The 16,394-nt window shown below is 64.9% G+C and carries 14 protein-coding genes; 6 read left to right on the plus strand and 8 right to left on the minus strand.

The features are described from left to right. Positions 1-19: 19 nt before the first annotated feature. Complete coding sequence (locus tag G6N18_RS17645; protein ID WP_083000381.1) at positions 20-1,003, plus strand: bile salt hydrolase; 984 nt, start codon at positions 20-22, stop codon at positions 1,001-1,003. Between the two features lie 342 nt (positions 1,004-1,345). Then, positions 1,346-2,824, plus strand: coding sequence for a sugar transferase (locus G6N18_RS17650; RefSeq protein WP_083000379.1), 1,479 nt, complete (start codon positions 1,346-1,348; stop codon positions 2,822-2,824). Positions 2,825-2,834: 10 nt separating this feature from the next. Here G6N18_RS17650 and G6N18_RS17655 read toward each other — a convergent pair whose 3' ends face one another. Beyond that, entirely contained in the window at positions 2,835-3,782 is a 948-nt protein-coding gene (locus G6N18_RS17655) for an amino acid--[acyl-carrier-protein] ligase (protein ID WP_083000378.1), read from the minus strand. A gap of 155 nt (positions 3,783-3,937) precedes the next feature. Between G6N18_RS17655 and G6N18_RS17660 the strand changes: the two genes are divergently transcribed. The 3 genes from G6N18_RS17660 to G6N18_RS17670 all read left to right on the plus strand — a co-directional run bounded on the left by G6N18_RS17660 (position 3,938) and on the right by G6N18_RS17670 (position 6,417). Beyond that, the gene (locus G6N18_RS17660) at positions 3,938-4,174 is read left to right on the plus strand and encodes an acyl carrier protein (protein WP_067219648.1); all 237 of its coding nucleotides are present in this window, start codon (positions 3,938-3,940) and stop codon (positions 4,172-4,174) included. A gap of 12 nt (positions 4,175-4,186) precedes the next feature. After that, positions 4,187-4,591, plus strand: a complete 405-nt coding sequence (locus G6N18_RS17665) for a phosphopantetheine--protein transferase domain-containing protein (protein WP_083000376.1) — start codon at positions 4,187-4,189, stop codon at positions 4,589-4,591. A gap of 131 nt (positions 4,592-4,722) precedes the next feature. Further along, positions 4,723-6,417 carry a serine aminopeptidase domain-containing protein gene (locus G6N18_RS17670; protein WP_083000492.1) on the plus strand — a complete coding sequence of 565 codons (1,695 nt, stop codon included), beginning with the start codon at positions 4,723-4,725 and terminating at the stop codon, positions 6,415-6,417. Between the two features lie 15 nt (positions 6,418-6,432). Here G6N18_RS17670 and G6N18_RS17675 read toward each other — a convergent pair whose 3' ends face one another. Genes G6N18_RS17675 through G6N18_RS17705 form a run of 7 tightly spaced genes read right to left on the minus strand, consistent with a single transcriptional unit; the run spans position 6,433 to position 14,931 of the window. Then, entirely contained in the window at positions 6,433-7,641 is a 1,209-nt protein-coding gene (locus G6N18_RS17675; protein WP_083000374.1) for a glycosyltransferase, read from the minus strand. Next, on the minus strand, positions 7,638-8,780 hold the full coding sequence (locus G6N18_RS17680; RefSeq protein ID WP_083000372.1) for a glycosyltransferase: 1,143 nt from the start codon (positions 8,778-8,780) through the stop codon (positions 7,638-7,640). Before G6N18_RS17680 ends, G6N18_RS17675 begins: the two co-directional genes overlap by 4 nt. Next, entirely contained in the window at positions 8,777-9,745 is a 969-nt protein-coding gene (locus G6N18_RS17685; RefSeq protein ID WP_083000370.1) for a hypothetical protein, read from the minus strand. The genes G6N18_RS17680 and G6N18_RS17685 overlap by 4 nt, the downstream gene beginning before the upstream one ends. After that, positions 9,742-10,941, minus strand: coding sequence for a glycosyltransferase family 4 protein (locus G6N18_RS17690; protein WP_083000368.1), 1,200 nt, complete (start codon positions 10,939-10,941; stop codon positions 9,742-9,744). The genes G6N18_RS17685 and G6N18_RS17690 overlap by 4 nt, the downstream gene beginning before the upstream one ends. Then, the gene (locus G6N18_RS17695) at positions 10,938-12,791 is read right to left on the minus strand and encodes an O-antigen ligase family protein (RefSeq protein ID WP_083000366.1); all 1,854 of its coding nucleotides are present in this window, start codon (positions 12,789-12,791) and stop codon (positions 10,938-10,940) included. Before G6N18_RS17695 ends, G6N18_RS17690 begins: the two co-directional genes overlap by 4 nt. 2 nt (positions 12,792-12,793) lie before the next feature. Continuing rightward, complete coding sequence (locus tag G6N18_RS17700; RefSeq protein ID WP_067219514.1) at positions 12,794-13,375, minus strand: hypothetical protein; 582 nt, start codon at positions 13,373-13,375, stop codon at positions 12,794-12,796. Beyond that, the gene (locus G6N18_RS17705) at positions 13,372-14,931 is read right to left on the minus strand and encodes a lipopolysaccharide biosynthesis protein (protein WP_234806103.1); all 1,560 of its coding nucleotides are present in this window, start codon (positions 14,929-14,931) and stop codon (positions 13,372-13,374) included. The genes G6N18_RS17700 and G6N18_RS17705 overlap by 4 nt, the downstream gene beginning before the upstream one ends. A 200-nt stretch (positions 14,932-15,131) precedes the next feature. On the opposite strand from G6N18_RS17705, the gene G6N18_RS17710 reads away from it, so the two are divergent. Then, on the plus strand, positions 15,132-16,391 hold the full coding sequence (locus G6N18_RS17710; protein WP_083000364.1) for a glycosyltransferase family 4 protein: 1,260 nt from the start codon (positions 15,132-15,134) through the stop codon (positions 16,389-16,391). The last annotated feature ends 3 nt before the right edge of the window (positions 16,392-16,394 follow it).

Raw genomic sequence — 16,394 nt, forward strand, 5'->3', positions numbered from 1 at the left:
CCGCATAGGCTCACTCATCGTGTGCACGCGCGTGGTTTACCTCGGGACAGACGACCGCAACGTCACCGGTCGCTCGATGGACTGGAAATCGGAGATCGGCACGAATCTGTGGGCGCTGCCGCGCGGCGTCCGCCGGACCGGCCAGGGCGGCGCGAACTCCGCCGAGTGGACCTCGAGGTACGGCAGCGTCGTGGCCAGTGGCTACGACATCAGCACCACCGACGGGGTGAACGAGGCGGGCCTCGTCGTCAACCTGTTGTGGCTGGCCGAGTCGCAGTATCCGGCCGAGACGGCCGACGGGCCCGCAGTCTCGCTCGCGCTGTGGGGCCAGTACGTGCTCGACAACTTCGCGACGGTGGCCGAGGCGGTGCAGGCGCTGACCGCGACCCCGCTGCGGGTCGCCACCGCGGAGGTGCCGGGTGAGGAGCGGATGGCGACGCTGCACCTGGCGATGTCCGACGCCGGCGGGGACAGCGCGATCGTCGAGTACATCGGCGGTCAGCAGGTCATCCACCACGGCAGGCAGTACCGGGTGATGACCAATTCGCCGACCTTCGACAAGCAGCTCGCGATCAACGAGTACTGGAAGGAGATCGGCGGCACGGTGATGCTGCCGGGCACCAACCGCGCCGCCGACCGGTTCGTGCGGGCATCGTTCTACATCGACGCGGTGCCCAAGACCGACGACCCGCTGCTGGCCGCCGCCGCGGTCCTCAGCGTGGTGCGCAATGCATCCACCCCGTACGGCATCTCGACATCGGACGAACCCAACATCTCGACCACCCGGTGGCGCAGCGTCGTCGATCACAAGGCGCTGCGCTACTTCTTCGAGTCGGCGCTCTCGCCGAACACCTTCTGGGTGGAGCTGCGCAACATCGACTTCTCGCCCGGCGCGCCGACGCTGCGGCTCAACTTGGGCGAGGGCGAGCGCACGATCTACGCCGGGGACGCCAGCGCCGAGTTCAAGCCCGCCGACCCGTTCCCGTTCCTCGGCGTGCCCTGACGAAGGTTGGCGTTGCGAGCTTTCGAGCATCGACTTTGAACGGCTGCATACCAGGGGTCTTCGTAAGACACTGAATTTCGGCGTGGACCGTCGACGCATACGGTAGGTCTGCCGAATTTGCCTGCGGCGCCCCGAAATCCCCGATGCGTGTTTGAAAAATGCTCACCATGAGGCTCGGTTCGGCAGAATGTCAGGATCCCTGAAATCGTTGTCGAGGCATTGCCTACGCGACATAATCACGAGACGTGATGTGGCGGATGAGGACGATGACCACATCGCACTTGCCGAGTTTCGTTCCGAGCCAACGTCTGGTGGAGCGCCGATGGAAAAGCGTCTGACGACGTGAAATCTGACTCGTTTACACGTCCTCATGTTGGGCCCGATCAGGCGCGGGCCCAGGCTCGCCGGTGGAGATCGGCATATCATCGGCGGGTTCTGCTTGTCGATGCGTTGACTCTCGTCGTGGTCGTCATATTCGCCGAATGGATCGGAACGCGACTGGCGCATCGGCATTTCGCCGATTTCACCACGGCAACGGCTTTCTCGGTCGGTATCTACATCGGGTGGCTCGTCGCCCTCGGTTACGCGCGGTCACGTGATCTTTCGCTGGTTGGTCAGCAGGTCGAGGAGTACCGCCGCGTTGCTGCGGCGACCGGGTGGACATTTGCCATCGCCGCAGCCTTCGAGATCTTTCTGGACATGCCGATCTCGCGCATTCAGTTCGGCGTGACGTTCGGACTCGGGTTGATCGGGCTGTTCCTCACCCGCTATCTACTTCGGGCCGATATACGCCGACGCAGGAAGAAGGGCACCTACATCTCGCGTGTGGTCGCACTGGGCGATCTTGATTCGTCGCGGACACTGTGCGAGTACTTCGCACGCTCGCCGAGTGCCGGCTATCAGGTCGTCGGACTCTGCGTGCCCGACTGCGGAGACCGGATAGGGCAGAACGTGAGCCTGCCCACCGGCAGCGTTCCCATCCTCGGTTACAACGACGACAGCCTCATCGAATCGGCCGTGCAGTCTGCCGGAGCAGACACCGTCGCGGTGGTGTATTCCGAGCAGCTGGGGCCCGAGACGGTCGAATATCTGGCTTGGCGGATGGAGGCGATCAACACTGAACTCATCGTCATTCCGGCATTGACAGAAGTGGCGGCGCATCGACTGCAATTGCGACCGATAGAGAACTTGCCGCTGTTTGTCATCGAAGCGCCTACGCACGATGCGCCGTCGATGATCACGAAACGCATACTCGATCTTGTGCTGGCCACCATTGGATTGGTGGTGGCGCTTCCGGTGATCGCGCTGGCGGGGTTGGCGATCAAACTCGACGACCGGGGCCCGGTCTTCTACCGGCAGCAACGGGTGGGCATGGACGGCAGGCCGTTCAAGATCATCAAATTGCGCAGTATGTACGTGGATACCGATAAGACGGCGCAACCGGAGAGCCACCGCCACGGCAGCATTTTTCACAAACGCACGTCCGATTCCTGCGTGACCCGTGTGGGAAAACTCCTCCGGGCCACCAGCATCGACGAGTTGCCCCAGTTGTTCAATGTTCTCGAAGGGTCGATGAGCATAGTCGGGCCCCGACCGCTGGCCGTGGGAGAAGCAGGGACCCATGAGCACTTCATCGAACACCGATCACACGTCAAGCCTGGAATGACCGGTTTGTGGCAGGTGTCCGGGAGGTCCGATTTGGAAGACAAAGACCGCATCCGGCTCGACGAGTCGTATGCGGGCAACTGGTCGGTTGTCGGGGACCTGCTGATCATCTGGCGTACGGTGGGCGCCGTTCTGAAGCGCAAGGGCGCATATTGACGTACGCGGGCTACCAGCCCATCGCGGTGCGTACGCCCGCTGGCCACGACGACGGGTCCAGGCCGTGAGTTCGCAGCAGCCCCAGGGCAATCCGCTCCATCCCGAACCCCACGCAGGCGCTGTGTGCAACGCCGCCATCGGCGGTGCGCAGGGCGAACGTCTCGCCGAAGTGGTCGCGGTGGGAGTTGGCCGACACCACGGCGGTGCCCTCGTGCAGGTCGCCGTAGAGCCGCACCAGTAGTTCGGTCTTCAGATCCTCGTCACGCTGGTTTGCGGCCAGCAACTTGCCGACCCGGCCGAAGAACGGGTCGTTGGCTGCGGCGGGGCGGGCGTCCAGGCCGAGCTCGCTCAGTACCGCCATGCCGTGGTCCACCCACCTGTCACGGTGTGTCTGTGCCTGATCGGGTGTTCCGACCAACACGTACTCGTGCATTCGGAACGCCTGCATGCGTGCCGGGTCGGCGGCCGGCTCGTGCCTGAAGCAGTACCCATAGATGTCCATCAGCACACCGCCATCGGGCAGGCTCGACGGCAGGGTTGCATAGCTCGGATGGCAGGCCGCCGAAACCAGCATGGTCCCAGCGGAATTCAGATGCCCGTCCCACGGCAAACCGGCATCGCGATCAGCCAACAGCGCGCGGTGCTCGGCGTTTCCGCCGGTGAATGTCGAGACCGCACCGGTCAGATCCGGGAAAGACGCTATGTAGTCGGTCTTCTCGAATTGCTCACGCGGGAACACCGGTGGGAACCGCAGCACCTTCGCCCGCTCACCGTGGACCTCGGCGCCTTTGCGCTCGACCACGCGTTCGACGCCGTCGACGATGTTCTCGAACACCCCGCCACGGCCGTACAGTCCGTCGATTCCCATCGGCACCAACAAGCCCGCCGCGATCAGTTCATCGCGGAACTGTCGGCGGGCCGACTCGAGTTGTGCGTCCACGTCCTGAGCCTCGGTCATCTGCCAACCCTATCCACGGCCAGGCCCGGTCCGCTGTAACTCATCAGCATCCGAAATCAGTGCCGAGCCGCGACGCATCTCAGCTCCCTTCGGCCCGTATTCCGCCTAGGAAATCGCCGGCGCTTTCCATTCGGCCGGACCTTATGCTTGCCAGCATGCGGGAGATAATTCAGAAGCTGTTGGCCGATCACGGAAAGATGGCGGTCGATCCGGCAGGCGTCGACGCCGACGCCGACCTCTATGAACTCGGCCTCACCTCGCATGCGTCGGTCAACGTCATGCTTGCACTTGAAGACGAATTCGACATCGAGTTCCCCGATGAGGCACTGAAGAAGTCCACATTTGCATCGATCAACAACATCGAAGCGGCCGTCAACGACCTGATCAAGTAGCGCGCGTCGGCCATGAACCCACCGGGAGTCGAGCTTCCGGGTCACCGCATCCGCGTCGGGTGCGACGTGGTGGCCCTCGAGGAGATCGAGAATTCGGTGTCCTCGTTCGGAGACCGGTTTCTGGCCAAGGTCTACACCGCTGACGAGCTCGCCACCTGCGCCGGTCCGAATCGGCTGGCCAGGCTTGCTGCCAGGTTCGCCGCCAAGGAAGCCGCGATGAAGGCGTTCGCACGGCCCGACGCTGCGTTCTCCTCTCTCGAAATCGAGGTTGTCACTTCGGGCCATCTGCCCACATTGAGGCTTACCGGTTCGGCTGCGCGGCTGGCCGCCGCTCAGCAGTGGCTGCAGGTCTCGGTGTCGATCACCCATGCAGACTGTCACGCGGCAGCCGTGGTCGTAGCGGTCTGTGCCGAGTAGCAGTGGCACCCCGGAAATGGTCGTACGGTGTGGGGTGAGCGACTCGCAAACGCCGATGTCTGATGTGGATACGCACGATGCAGAATGTGGACGATTCTCGGGTTTCTTCGGGTGACGGGATGGACGCAGAGATGACCGGGGAATCAGGCGTACCGACATGGTTCGGGCCCGAGCAATCGCGGCTTTTCGGCGTTTTGCATGTCCCGGGCGGTGAGGTTGCGCGGGCGGGCGTGGTCATCTGTCCGCCACTGGGCCGTCAACACCTGGATACCTACACCGGGCTGAAGTTGCTGGCGCAACGATTGTGCGCCAAGGGATTTGCGGTGCTGCGCTTCGATTACCCGGGTACGGGGGACTCGATGGGCGACCAATGCCGGGACAGTGCCGTGGATGACTACCTGCAGGGCATTCGGACAGCGGCGGGCTATCTGCAAGCTTGCGGAGTGCGCAGTGTGTCGCTGGTCGGCCTGCGGGTGGGTGCGTTGCTCGCCGCGACAGCGGCGCCCTTGATAACGGGTCTCGATGGCCTGGTCATGTGGGACCCCGTCACCAATGGTCGCCGATATCTGCGCGAACAACAGGCTCTCTACCGGATGACCGTCGGCGGCGAGGAGTCCGCCGAGTTACCGCCTGAGCCGGGCGCGGTGCCGCTTCTCGGCATCACCCTTTCGTCCGCGGCTGCGGCCGCCCTCGGTGCGCTGAAGATGCCGGCGGCGGTCGGACCGATCTCGGTGCTTGTGTTGACCCGGCCCGAGCACACCGATGACCGCCTGCTCGCCGCGCTGCCCGCAGCGGACGACTGCACTGTTCAGGAAATTGTCGGGCAACCTGATTTCGTCGAACCACCCAGCATTGTGGTCAAGATCCCGATGGATACCCTGGCGATGATCGAGAAATGGCTCGATGCGAATCTGACGTCGGAGACGTTCGCTTTCGAGCCGGTGTTCGCCGATGTTGCCGTGGCCGACGAGCTGCCCGACGGCCGCAAGATCATCGAGACGATCACCGGACTCGGCCCCAACCGGCTGTTCGCCATCCGGACCGCGATCAGTGGCGCTACTGAGGGTGGGCCGACGGTGTTATGTCACAACACTGCGTGTGAACATCGGGTCGGCTCAGGGCGTATCTGGCCGGACACCGCGCGGCAACTGGCTGCACTGGGTGTGAGCGTGGTCCGCTATGACCGTCGTGGAGTCGGCGACACCGGTGTCGCAACGGGCGAGTTCCCCTGGATGCATTCACCAGAGGCCAAGGCTGATGTGACCGATGCGGTCGCGGCCCTGGCCGTGCCGGAAGACCGACTGATGATGGCCGGAATCTGTTCGGGGGCTTGGAATTGCGCGTATGGAGCGTTGCAGTGCGGTGCCAAATTGGTGGTACTGCTGAACATTCTGCTGTATTCGTTCCGGCGTTCCGATGGCGGATCGGAGCGGATCGCCCAGGTGACCGACGCTGTTGTCGGCGAGCCGGACTCCGAGGAACGGCGGCTATGGGGAATGGTCAAGCAGGGACTGCGAAATTGGTTGCCGTATCAGGGTTGGCTACTCCTCGGTCGCCTGGGTTATACGCAGGCCCCCGAGGTGCTGCTCAAGGCGCTCGGCAAGAGTGGCGTGCCGACTGAGTTGGTGCTGTCACCGTCGGATTTCGAATGGTACGTAGAGCATCGCGGCCTGATCGGAGCCAAACGCCTGGCGCGTCATGGGTGGGCGCCGAAGCTGACGGTGCCGCCCGCCGGCGATCATGCGGTGCTACACCGAGGTTTGCAGAACTTCATGCGTGAGTATCTGCTGGCCGCGGCGCGCCGGGAATTCGCCGACCAGCTCTGAAGGGGGCGCTGCGCATCAGATCGTGGCGAACAGAGCGCGCAGTCCGGCAGTGGTTGCGGTGATGTCGAATTCCCGCTCGACCAGGTCGCGTCCCGTGCGGACGTAGCCGTCGAGTGCGGGGCCCGACGATATCAATTGATCCAACGTGTCATGCAGGCTCTGCGCGTCGGCAGGCGTGGCCAAGAGGCCGGTTTTCTCGGGTATGACCAGCTCCGGGATGCCCGACAGACTCGTTGATGCGGTCGGCATTCCGCTGGCCAGCGCCTCCATCAGAGCTACTGGAAGACCTTCCATCTGACCGTCGGCGGCGACGATGCTCGGCAGCACGAACAGATCCGCCTCGCCCAGTGCCTGCTTCACCACTGTCTCGGACTGCGCGCCATGGAACCGGACCCGCGACCTGAGCCCGAGTTCTGTTGCCAGGGACTGTAATTCAGCTTTCAGCGGTCCATCGCCGATCAGATCCAATTCGATCCGGTCGACGGCAGGGCCTCCCAACGCCAGTGACCGCAGTAGCACTTCGTGGCCCTTGTACTCCTGCAGCGAGGCAACACACAGCGCGCGGATCGGGCCGCTGTCGGGAATTCCCCTGGGCCGGAACGAATATGTCGCGGTGTCGATTCCACAGTGGATGACGTGCACCGGGGTCGAGGTATAGCGCTCCAGCAGTCGACGGTTGTACTCCGACACCGTCACGATGAAATCGGCACCGTCCAGTTTGGCGCCCAGCATGGACTGGTCGACGTAGAGATCGTGCGCATGCACGGTGACGCTGTAGGTCACACCGGCCAATCTCGCGCAGATCCATGCGGCGAGGGCGGGATAGGTGGCGTAGTGGGCATGGATGTGCCGCGTGCCCGCCGACGATTGCAGATCGCGGGCGTGGGCAGTCGCGATCGGCACCGTGGCCAGCGCGCGGATCAGCAGCCCGGGCCGGGCAGCGTAGCCGCGCACCACGGCGGCCAGGATCGACAAGGTGATCAGCGGGTGCCGGGTCGACGCCCACAGCAGTCCTGCCGTACTGGCGCCGATGCCGGGTCGGATCAACTTCTCCATCCACGGTCTGGCAATAGCGTGAACCTGCGGGTCCGGCGACGGAAACAGCGACCGCAGCCCGATTTCACGCCCGTCGATGGCAGACAGCGCATCGAGCTCCCGGACGATGAAGGTTTCCGAGGTGATCGGGAACCGGGATACCAGATAGTCGATCTTCTTGCCGCTCAATGTTTTCGCTCGATCAGTTCGCGGTAGAGGTCTTCGAGCCGGTGGGCCCACGAGGTGGCGGAGAACTCGACGCGAGCGCGTTCGATAGCCGGCTTTCCCAGCGACCTCCGAAGCTGCGGGTCGTCCAACAACCGAGTCACGGTGACGGCCAGTGCGGCGGGATCATTGGGCTCGAACAGGAGTCCCGTAGAGCCGTCGACGATGATGTCCGGGATGCCGCCGATCCGCGATGCGGCGATCGCCTTGCCCGACGCCGACGCCTCGATCAGCACGGTGGGCAGGTTTTCACCGTAGGTCGACGGCAGCAGTACGACGTCGGCAGCCCGGTAGACCCGCGGCATGTCCGAGCGAATCCCGGCGAAGATCACCGAATCGGTCACGCCCACCTCGCTGACCAGCCCCCGGAGTTCGACCTCGTCCGGGCCGCCACCGACCAGAGACAGGACCGCGTCCGGATGTGTCTGCAATACCTGCGGCCACGCCCGGATCGCCACCGGTATGCCCTTGAAATCGCGGAATGCGGCCGGCAGCACGACCAACGGGCCAGGGCCACCGCCGAGTTCGCTGCGGACCGTCAGATCTGGCTCGCCGGGGTGGAAGTTGCTGACGTCGATTCCGTTGTGCAGCACATCCCAGTTGGCCGGGATCCGGCCCCGCCGATGCACCTGCGCCCACGACACCCGGCTCGCCTCGGAGACGAACAGCACCCGATCACCCCGGGTCGCGGCTTCAGTCGCGATCTGCTCGCGCCAGTGCTCGCGCCCGGGCCAGCGCTCGGTCACATGGTGGAACGTACAGACCACCGGCCGGCCGGTCAGCTTCGCGGCTGGTACCGCGAACGTCGCCGACATCTCCAAGTGAGTGTGCACCAGATCATAGCCACCGCTTCGGATTTCGCGGGCCAATCGCGGAACGCCGGTGAGGTCGAGTAGTCGGCGGATACCGAGCGAACGGGGATGCACACCCGATTCGGAAAGGATCTTCATGGTTTTCTCGGCATTGACCGATGCATCGTCCAGGCCGACAAAGTCCATCTGGACATCGGTATTGCGCATGGCGACGGCCAATGGTGCCAGCAGGGTTTCAGCACCACCCATACGGAACCCGTCGATCAACGTCATCACTCGAATCGGCTTCATTTGAGGACCCGCAACCTATTCCACGGGATCTTCGACAGCCCGTCGTAGTCCCATCGAATTCCGGCCGCACTGTAGGTTCGCCCGATGGTTCCGGGAGCGGCTGTGTCGTCTCGTTCGAAGCTGATGCTCAGTGGCGATGCGCTGACATCGACGATGTAAGCGCCATACTTCTGGAGAGCCTCGGCCACCGTGTGTTGTGCCGGAGTAAGCCCCAGGCGGTTGATGTCCAAGCTCGGGTCCAGTTGCATGCGGGCTCCTTCGGGAATGCAGTCGGGGCGCGTCGACCGGCCGTCGGTCTTGAGGGCTGGCGGGCGGAACACCTTGGCGCACACGTTGTTGCTCTGCATGGCGAGTGCATGTGGAATCAACTCCTGGGCGATCTCGGCCACCCGAACCACTCCGGCCAACCGGGATGCCCCCGAGCCTGTGCTGGCGCCTCCCCAGCCTGAGCCATCGAGATCGTTCACAGCGCCGAATTCGGTTGTCCAGGAACCGTTTACATTCTTGGCGCGCCAGAACTCATAGATCTTTCGGCTATCTGGGTCGATCACCACCATCGCGCCGTCGGACCCATCCTGCGGCCGCGCGTCGTCGGGGATCGGTACCTCGAGACCATCGAACGGGCAGCGGCCCCATTCGGCGATCAGGCATGGGACGGAATAGCGGGGGGTGTGCGCGTCCGCGGTGTAGATCGGAATTCCGAATTCAACGGTCGACGCGTATGCCCTGTTTTCCCACTGCACCGCGCGGATCATTGCTGCGCTGTTCGGGTCGATCTCGGCGTCGGCCGGGATCGGCGTGCGAAAAGGGCTGTCTTCGGCAAACGGTTGGGCTAGGTCAGTCCGCGCGGGGCTATCTCGCGCGGGGCTATCTGTGGACAACGTCGCGATGATGAGGATCGCGCCAACGGCCGCAGCGACGAGCGCAGCGACCGCGACCTGCCACCGTGTCTGCCTGCTCATCATGGCTCAATCTCCGGACTGACGCGTTTGGTGGCAGCTGCCACCGCATCGCTGATCAAGCCCGCGGCGACGGCCCAAGAGCGCTGTACAGCAGTCTGCCCCGCCTCGCCGAGTTTCGTTGCGAACTGCGGATCCCTCAACAGTCGGAGCATTGCGGCGGCAAGTGCCGCGGCGTCGTTCGGCGGTACCAACAGGCCGGTGACACCGTCGTCGATCGCGGCCGGTAGGTCGCCGACGGTGGTGCCGATGACCGGACGGCCGAAGGTGTACGCCAGGTGTGCCACGCCGCTGGCGCTGGCGCGGATGTACGGCGTGACGACGACTCGCGCGGATTCGATGAGTTCGGGCACCTCGTCCATCGCGCAGTAGCCCGGCCGGGCCTCCACGCCGTTGGCCGCGGCCCGGACCAGCAGGTCCGGAAGATCCACATCGGCGCTGACGGCACCAGCGAGGATCAGGCGTGCTCTCGGCATCTCGGCTTTGACCAGACCGAATGCATCGATCAGCACATCGATGCCCTTGTAGGTGGTCCACGTGCCGAAGAACAGCGCGACGGGTTCGGTCATGGCCACCGGCGCCGGTGGCCGGCCGCGATGCATGACACCGGACTCGCCGTGCGGGATGACGACGACGTCGCAGTTGGGCTGCCAGTGGTCGAGCACGATCTGCCGGGTCCGCGGGCCCAATACGAATGCGACGTCCATCTGTCGCCAGGCTGCGGCGAAAGAGGCCTGCAACAGTCGGCCGTCCTTGGGCGTGCTGGTGTCCTTGGCGTCGGATCGCGGGAGCGGCTCGTGGGCGACGATGCCGAACACCGTGCGCGGCAACAACTTGCAGATTGCCACCACAAGCCACGGCTCAAAGGTGAAGCGCCACTGTGAGAACAGCACCGCGCGCGGCGGTCGACGGCGCAACTGGTAGGCCAACACCAGCCAGGCCAGTACCAGCTGGCCTGCACGCCGGGCGCGCCGCAACAGATACCGCAGGTACCCGTGGCCGCCGTTCTCATTGGGATGCCAGGTTGGCAATACCGAGCGGATCTCGAATCCCGCTTCTGCGGAAGTGATTTCGGGCTTCGGGCCGGTCCACAGCTCTACCTCGTCGCCGTGGTCGGCCAGAGCGCTGCCGAGTTGGGCGGCGAACTGGAAGAGCCCACCCGACGGCGAGAACTCAACCAGGACCGTGCGGTTGTTCGTCATACCGCGGCTCCGACCGGCTCAGCCGACACGGCCGCGCGTGGCCAGAATCGGTTCGCCAAGCGGCCCAACAGCAGTCGGGCCAACACCATGGCGACCAGACCCCAACCCGCTGCATAGGCCACCGCCAACTGGGACCGCACGGAGGTGCGTTCTACGTGAACGTCGGTAATGGTCTCGACGGTGTATTGCATGGGGCCGATGTGGTCGTTGATCCGCGTGCGTGCCACGGCCAACGCGTTGGCCAGGCCCCGTTCGGCGCCGTCGGCATCCTGCGCGGTGACCGAGAACGTCGCGATACCGCGGATCGGGTCGGAGTGGATCTGTGCCGGGGCGTCGGTGTTGTACATGACCTCGATCAGGGTAGGCAGGAATGCCTCGCGGGCCCGGACATTCATCGCGTACGCGGCCCAGCCGTCGAGCGGGCCGACCGGCACCATGATGACCTTCTGGCTGGCCCGCACCGCCGGTGTGCCCGCGACCAGCATGCTGGCACCGGCTACGGCGGCGCCGACGACGCCCGCCGTCACCCACAGCGCAGCGGTCCGCAACATATTGCGGATCACTTCCGGTCGCACCGCTTCGGCCGGGCCGAGGGCGCATGCCAGCGCCAGCACGATGGCGAACGACCGAAAGTAGGCCATGTGGAGAAAGATGCTTGCGACCGACCAGGTGACGATGCCGGTGAGCGTTGCCGCGGCCAGCGCCCGATCCACCGAACTGGGGTTCGCAGCGATTCGCAGCGCCACGATCGTGAAGATGCCACCGACCATGATCAGCCAGGTGAACAGCCCGGTCACCCCGGACTCGGCGAGGAACTGGGCGTAGAGATTGTGCGGGGCGACGAGCCCTTCGTTGACGGCTGTCCGCACCCGGTCGGTGTAGTAGGGCACCTCGTAGCCGAAGGCCCCCGGGCCGAACCCGAAGGCGGGCCGTTCCTGGAACATCCGCCAGGCCATCTCCTGAGATGCCTCGCGACCGAGGACCGAGGGGTCGATGTCATAGCTCCGCTGACCACCGGACCCACCGAGCACGTCGTTCACCAGGGCCACCAGTCGGTTGCCGATGCCGGGGATCGCGAGCGTCAACAGCATGGCGGGTGCTATCCATGCCAACTTTTTCGGCTTGCCAGAAGCGACGAACCACAGCGCGACCGCCACCCCGGCCGTCAACAGCGTGCCGCGTGATTGAGTCAGATAGATGCCGACCAGCATGAGGACGCTGCAGAGCAGCCATGCCACCGACTGCCGCTGCCTACCGGCGCGACGGCTGCGTTGTGCCAGTGCCCAACCCATCGGCAGGCCCAACACCAGCTGGCGGCCCCAGAAGTTCGAGTCACCATACGGCCCGGCATACCGCTGGGTCGTGATCAATTCCCCCTGGGCTTCTGAGATCTGGGCAAAGCCGCCGAACGTCGCATCTCCACCGGTCAGATAACTCGCGATCGACAGCAGCGACAGGACGGCCAGTGTCACGGCCATCGCCATCGCCACCGCCCAGGGCTTCCCGGTGACCTGGGTCAGCATCAGGATGACGAGCAGGAACGCAAGGTCGACCGCCGCCCGCCAGAGCTCGGCGGTCGATGCGGCTGTGTCGACGCTGCCGACGAGCGCGATCACCTGGCCTGCGACATACACCCCGATCAGGGCGGCGCCGATGATCGTCCAGCGATTGAGGCGAGCCCGGGCCTGTGGGTCGCGCAACGCGACGATCAGCGCGAGAACGCCGAGCGCCACACTGGCTTTGAACACGGGAGCCGAGGTGTATTGGGTGGCCACCTCGGACACGTTGGCCACTTCCGCGACCACCATGCCGACGAGGACGCCGACGATCCATGGGCTGGAGCCGGACACGGCTATGCGTTGCTCCGGCGTGAGCGCAGCCAAGCCGCGCCGATCCCGACCGCAACGCCGAGCAGCAGACCCCCCAGCGCGCCGGCCAGGACAAGCTGGGTCCGTGATGTCGTCATTGCGGATGCACCATCAGGCGGCGAAACCACCCGGACCTGAAACGGCGCGGAGACCGCTGTGACCTCAGGTGTGGCCTTGGCGAGGAGATCCGAAACCGCGGCTTGTGCGGCTTGAGCTGACGGTGCATCGGCGGTGATCGACACCATTGTGGTGTCCGGTAGCGCACCGGCCGTCAACGTCAGGCTCGATGCGTCGATACCGGCAGCCGATGCCGCGCTCGCGGCCCAGCGCGGGTCGGAGTAGACGGCCGCCGCAGTGCGCGAAACCTGCCCTTGCGTGAGGACCTCCCAGTAGGCCGATGCATCGGCGGTGCTCAGGTCAGGCCCCGGGACCAAGGCCACCTGTGCGGTCGCGCGATACGTCGTCGATACCGGCAGCAGCAGGCCGGCGAGGCCACCGATGACGAGGCCGATAGCGGCGCACATTGCGACGATCGGCTTCAGCCAAAGGCGTTGCGGGAAACTCATGGACCGTCCTTTTCGCCATGGGCGTCACCGCTTCGCCATGATCCTGCCAGGCGGCTGACAACCGGCCGGGCCAGCTCCGGCGCGGTGACGGACAGCGCCGCTGCATAGACGACGATGCCCAGCGGCACCAGGAGAGCAAGTTGAACCGGTGCCGGCCAATGAACGACCAGAAGGCCGATGCCAAAGACGGTGGCGGCCATGGGGATAGTCGCAGCCAGCGGCCCACCTACGACCGAGAAGATTTGCGTCCACCGTATTGGAATGACCCGGCGGACCACGGTCATCCGGATCGTGAAATGAACCAACTCGACACTGAGTAGGGCCACCGCCACCAGCGTTGCGCTGTGCCCCGCCGCCCACCAGATCGGTCCTATCAGTAGGACGAGTTTGACCGCATTGATCGCGGTGAGCACGCCGGGGCGGCCCGCGGCTTTGAAGACGTCGCCCGCGTGGTACGAGGCCGAATAGATCGCGGTATACAACGCCAGCACGACCAAGATGTTCTTGGCGCCGTCGTACTGCGAGCCGTACAAGGTGTGCAGCAGGGGGTCGGCCACCACAGCCAAGCCGACGCCGGCCGGCAAGGTCAGCGCCAGGACGATGCCCAGGGCCTTCTGGTACTGCGTGGACATGGCCCCGCGATCGCGCTGCAGCCGGGACATCGAACTGAACAACACGTCGCTTATCACGGCGCACAGGTTGAGTACGACGAGCTCGGGCACCCGGTAGGCCAGCGTGTACAGGCCGAGTTCGGTGGTGCCGAGCCGGGTCCCGACCGCGAGGTAGTCGACGTTGTAGATCGCGTAGGCGAGCAGTGTGACACCGGTGACGGGGATTCCGAACCGCAGCAGCGCCCTGGCTTCGTCCAGATGGAACCGCGGCCACACGAAGGTCGGTGCGGCCCACCAGTACATGATCGCGGTGATCAGCACGCCGGCGAGTTGGCCGTACACGAGGCTCCACACCCCGTGGCCGGTCGCGGCGAGCCAGATGGTGAGTACCGTTTTGACCACTGCGCCGGCGAACTCTGGGAGCAGTCGGCGCTGGAACTTCAGGTCGCGGCGCAACCAGGACAACGGCACGACGCTGGCAGCCGAGATCACCAACGCGATCGCAAGGACGCGGATCAGCGGCGCGAGGTCGGGATGGCGTAGGAGGTCGGCCGTGATGTCGGCGGTCGAAGCCAGCAGCGCTCCGGCGATCACCCCGAATCCGATGGAGAGGGTCAATCCGGTTGGGGCGATTCGATTCCAGGGGCGGTGACTTTGAATGAGCGCCTCCGCGACGCCGAGGTCCTTGACGTAGTCGAACAAGTTGACCAGCAGCAACGCCAGGGCGAAGACGCCGAATTCGGCTGGGGTGAGCAGACGCGCGACAACGACCGTCATCAGCAGGGTGGAGCTCTTGCTGATCGCAAAGACGGTGTAGTTCCAGATCGTCTGCTTGCCGAGGTTCGGGCGCTTGGCCGGTGGCGGATCCGGGGTGTCGAGCGGTGGGTCAGGGGGGTTGTTCGGCGTCATGGCGCTGCGGTTCGGTGAAGAACCGTCTTCCGCCACCGAATCGCTCCTGTCGACTTTGCTGAGGTTGCGTTAGTGCACGGCTCGGTTGGTGACAGCCTGCTATTGAGCGCCGGATCAGTGTATGTCAGCGGACGCTGGACTCAGTTGGAAACAGGCCCTCGATTGGTGATCGTCGGTTCAGTGCAACAGTTAGCTTGATTCGAGCGGGCGATCACAGCAATCGAGGCAGGTGTGCGGTGTCGGTGACACTGGTGAGTGCGGTCGATCCAAATCCCACCGACGCCGGAAAAAAGGTGGTGCTGGCGGGATTTCTCGAGTACTTCCGGGACCGGTTGGGTCCACCGGATGTGCATTACCTACTTGTCGGCGGCTCACCGCGGTCGGAGTTTCCGGTCACGTTGCACCCGCTGCCCAGGCCGAGTCGGAAAGCGGCGTTGACCGCGGTGGCCAGCCGCGTGCCGACCGGTCGGGCGACCCTGCAGGAGTCCTTGCTGTACTCGCCGGAAGTTGAACGCGCGGTACAGATGACGCTGGAGCGGATCGGCCCGGATCTGGAGATCTACGACACCATTCGGATGGCGCAGTACGCCGACGAGGCCCGTGCCGACCGCCAGCTGTGTTATCTCGATGACCTGTTCTCCGAGCGGTATACGGCGATGCTCGACGCGGCGGATCGCTACCCCGACGTGACGATCCGGCCGCTGGGCAACTTCGCCCAGCACGTGCCCCGCCGGTTGCGGCCACTGGCCGACAGCAAGCTTCCGCAACGGGCGCTGCTACGCATGGAGGCCGCTCTGGCCCGCCGCAGTGAAGACCGCGCGGCATTGCGGTTCCGTCGGAACCTGTTGGTCAACGACGGCGAGGCCACCCGGCTGGCAGCCCGGGTCGCGAATCGCGGATCGGCCGACGTGCGGGCGGTGCCACCGTTGGTCAAGCCGCCGCAGTACCGCCAGCGCCGGTACGAAGGAGCGCCGGACTTCGTCTTCATCGGTTTGTTGTCGTTGCCGCACAACGAGGATGGCGTGCGGTCGTTCCTTACCGACGTGTGGCCGACGGTGCTGACCCGGATACCGAAGGCTCGGTTACGCATCATCGGGCGGGACTGCAGCCCCGAATTGACCGAGGCGGTGGGCCGGTTCGGCGGTTCGGTGTCCCTGGAGGGCTATGTCGACGACCTCACCGAGGTGTTGTGTTCGGCGGCCGGCTTGATCAACCACCTGCGATTCGGCTCGGGGATCAAGCTGAAAGTGATCGAAGCACTTGGGCGCGGACTACCGGTGATCTCGACGAGCGTGGGTGCCGACGGGTTCGCCACCGGGGGAGAGCACGGTGTGCTGGTTGCCGACCGGGCCGCGCAGTTCGTCGAGGCCATGTGCGAATTGACCGATCCCGGCCGTAACCGGGAGATATCCGAGGCTGCCCGTGGGCAATTCGACTCCGCCTATGCGCGTGACGCCGTATTCGCTTGCTACGACAACGCTTTCTCGCTTCGCTGATCG

The sequence above is a fragment of the Mycolicibacterium celeriflavum genome, from assembly GCF_010731795.1.
Classification (GTDB): domain Bacteria; phylum Actinomycetota; class Actinomycetes; order Mycobacteriales; family Mycobacteriaceae; genus Mycobacterium; species Mycobacterium celeriflavum.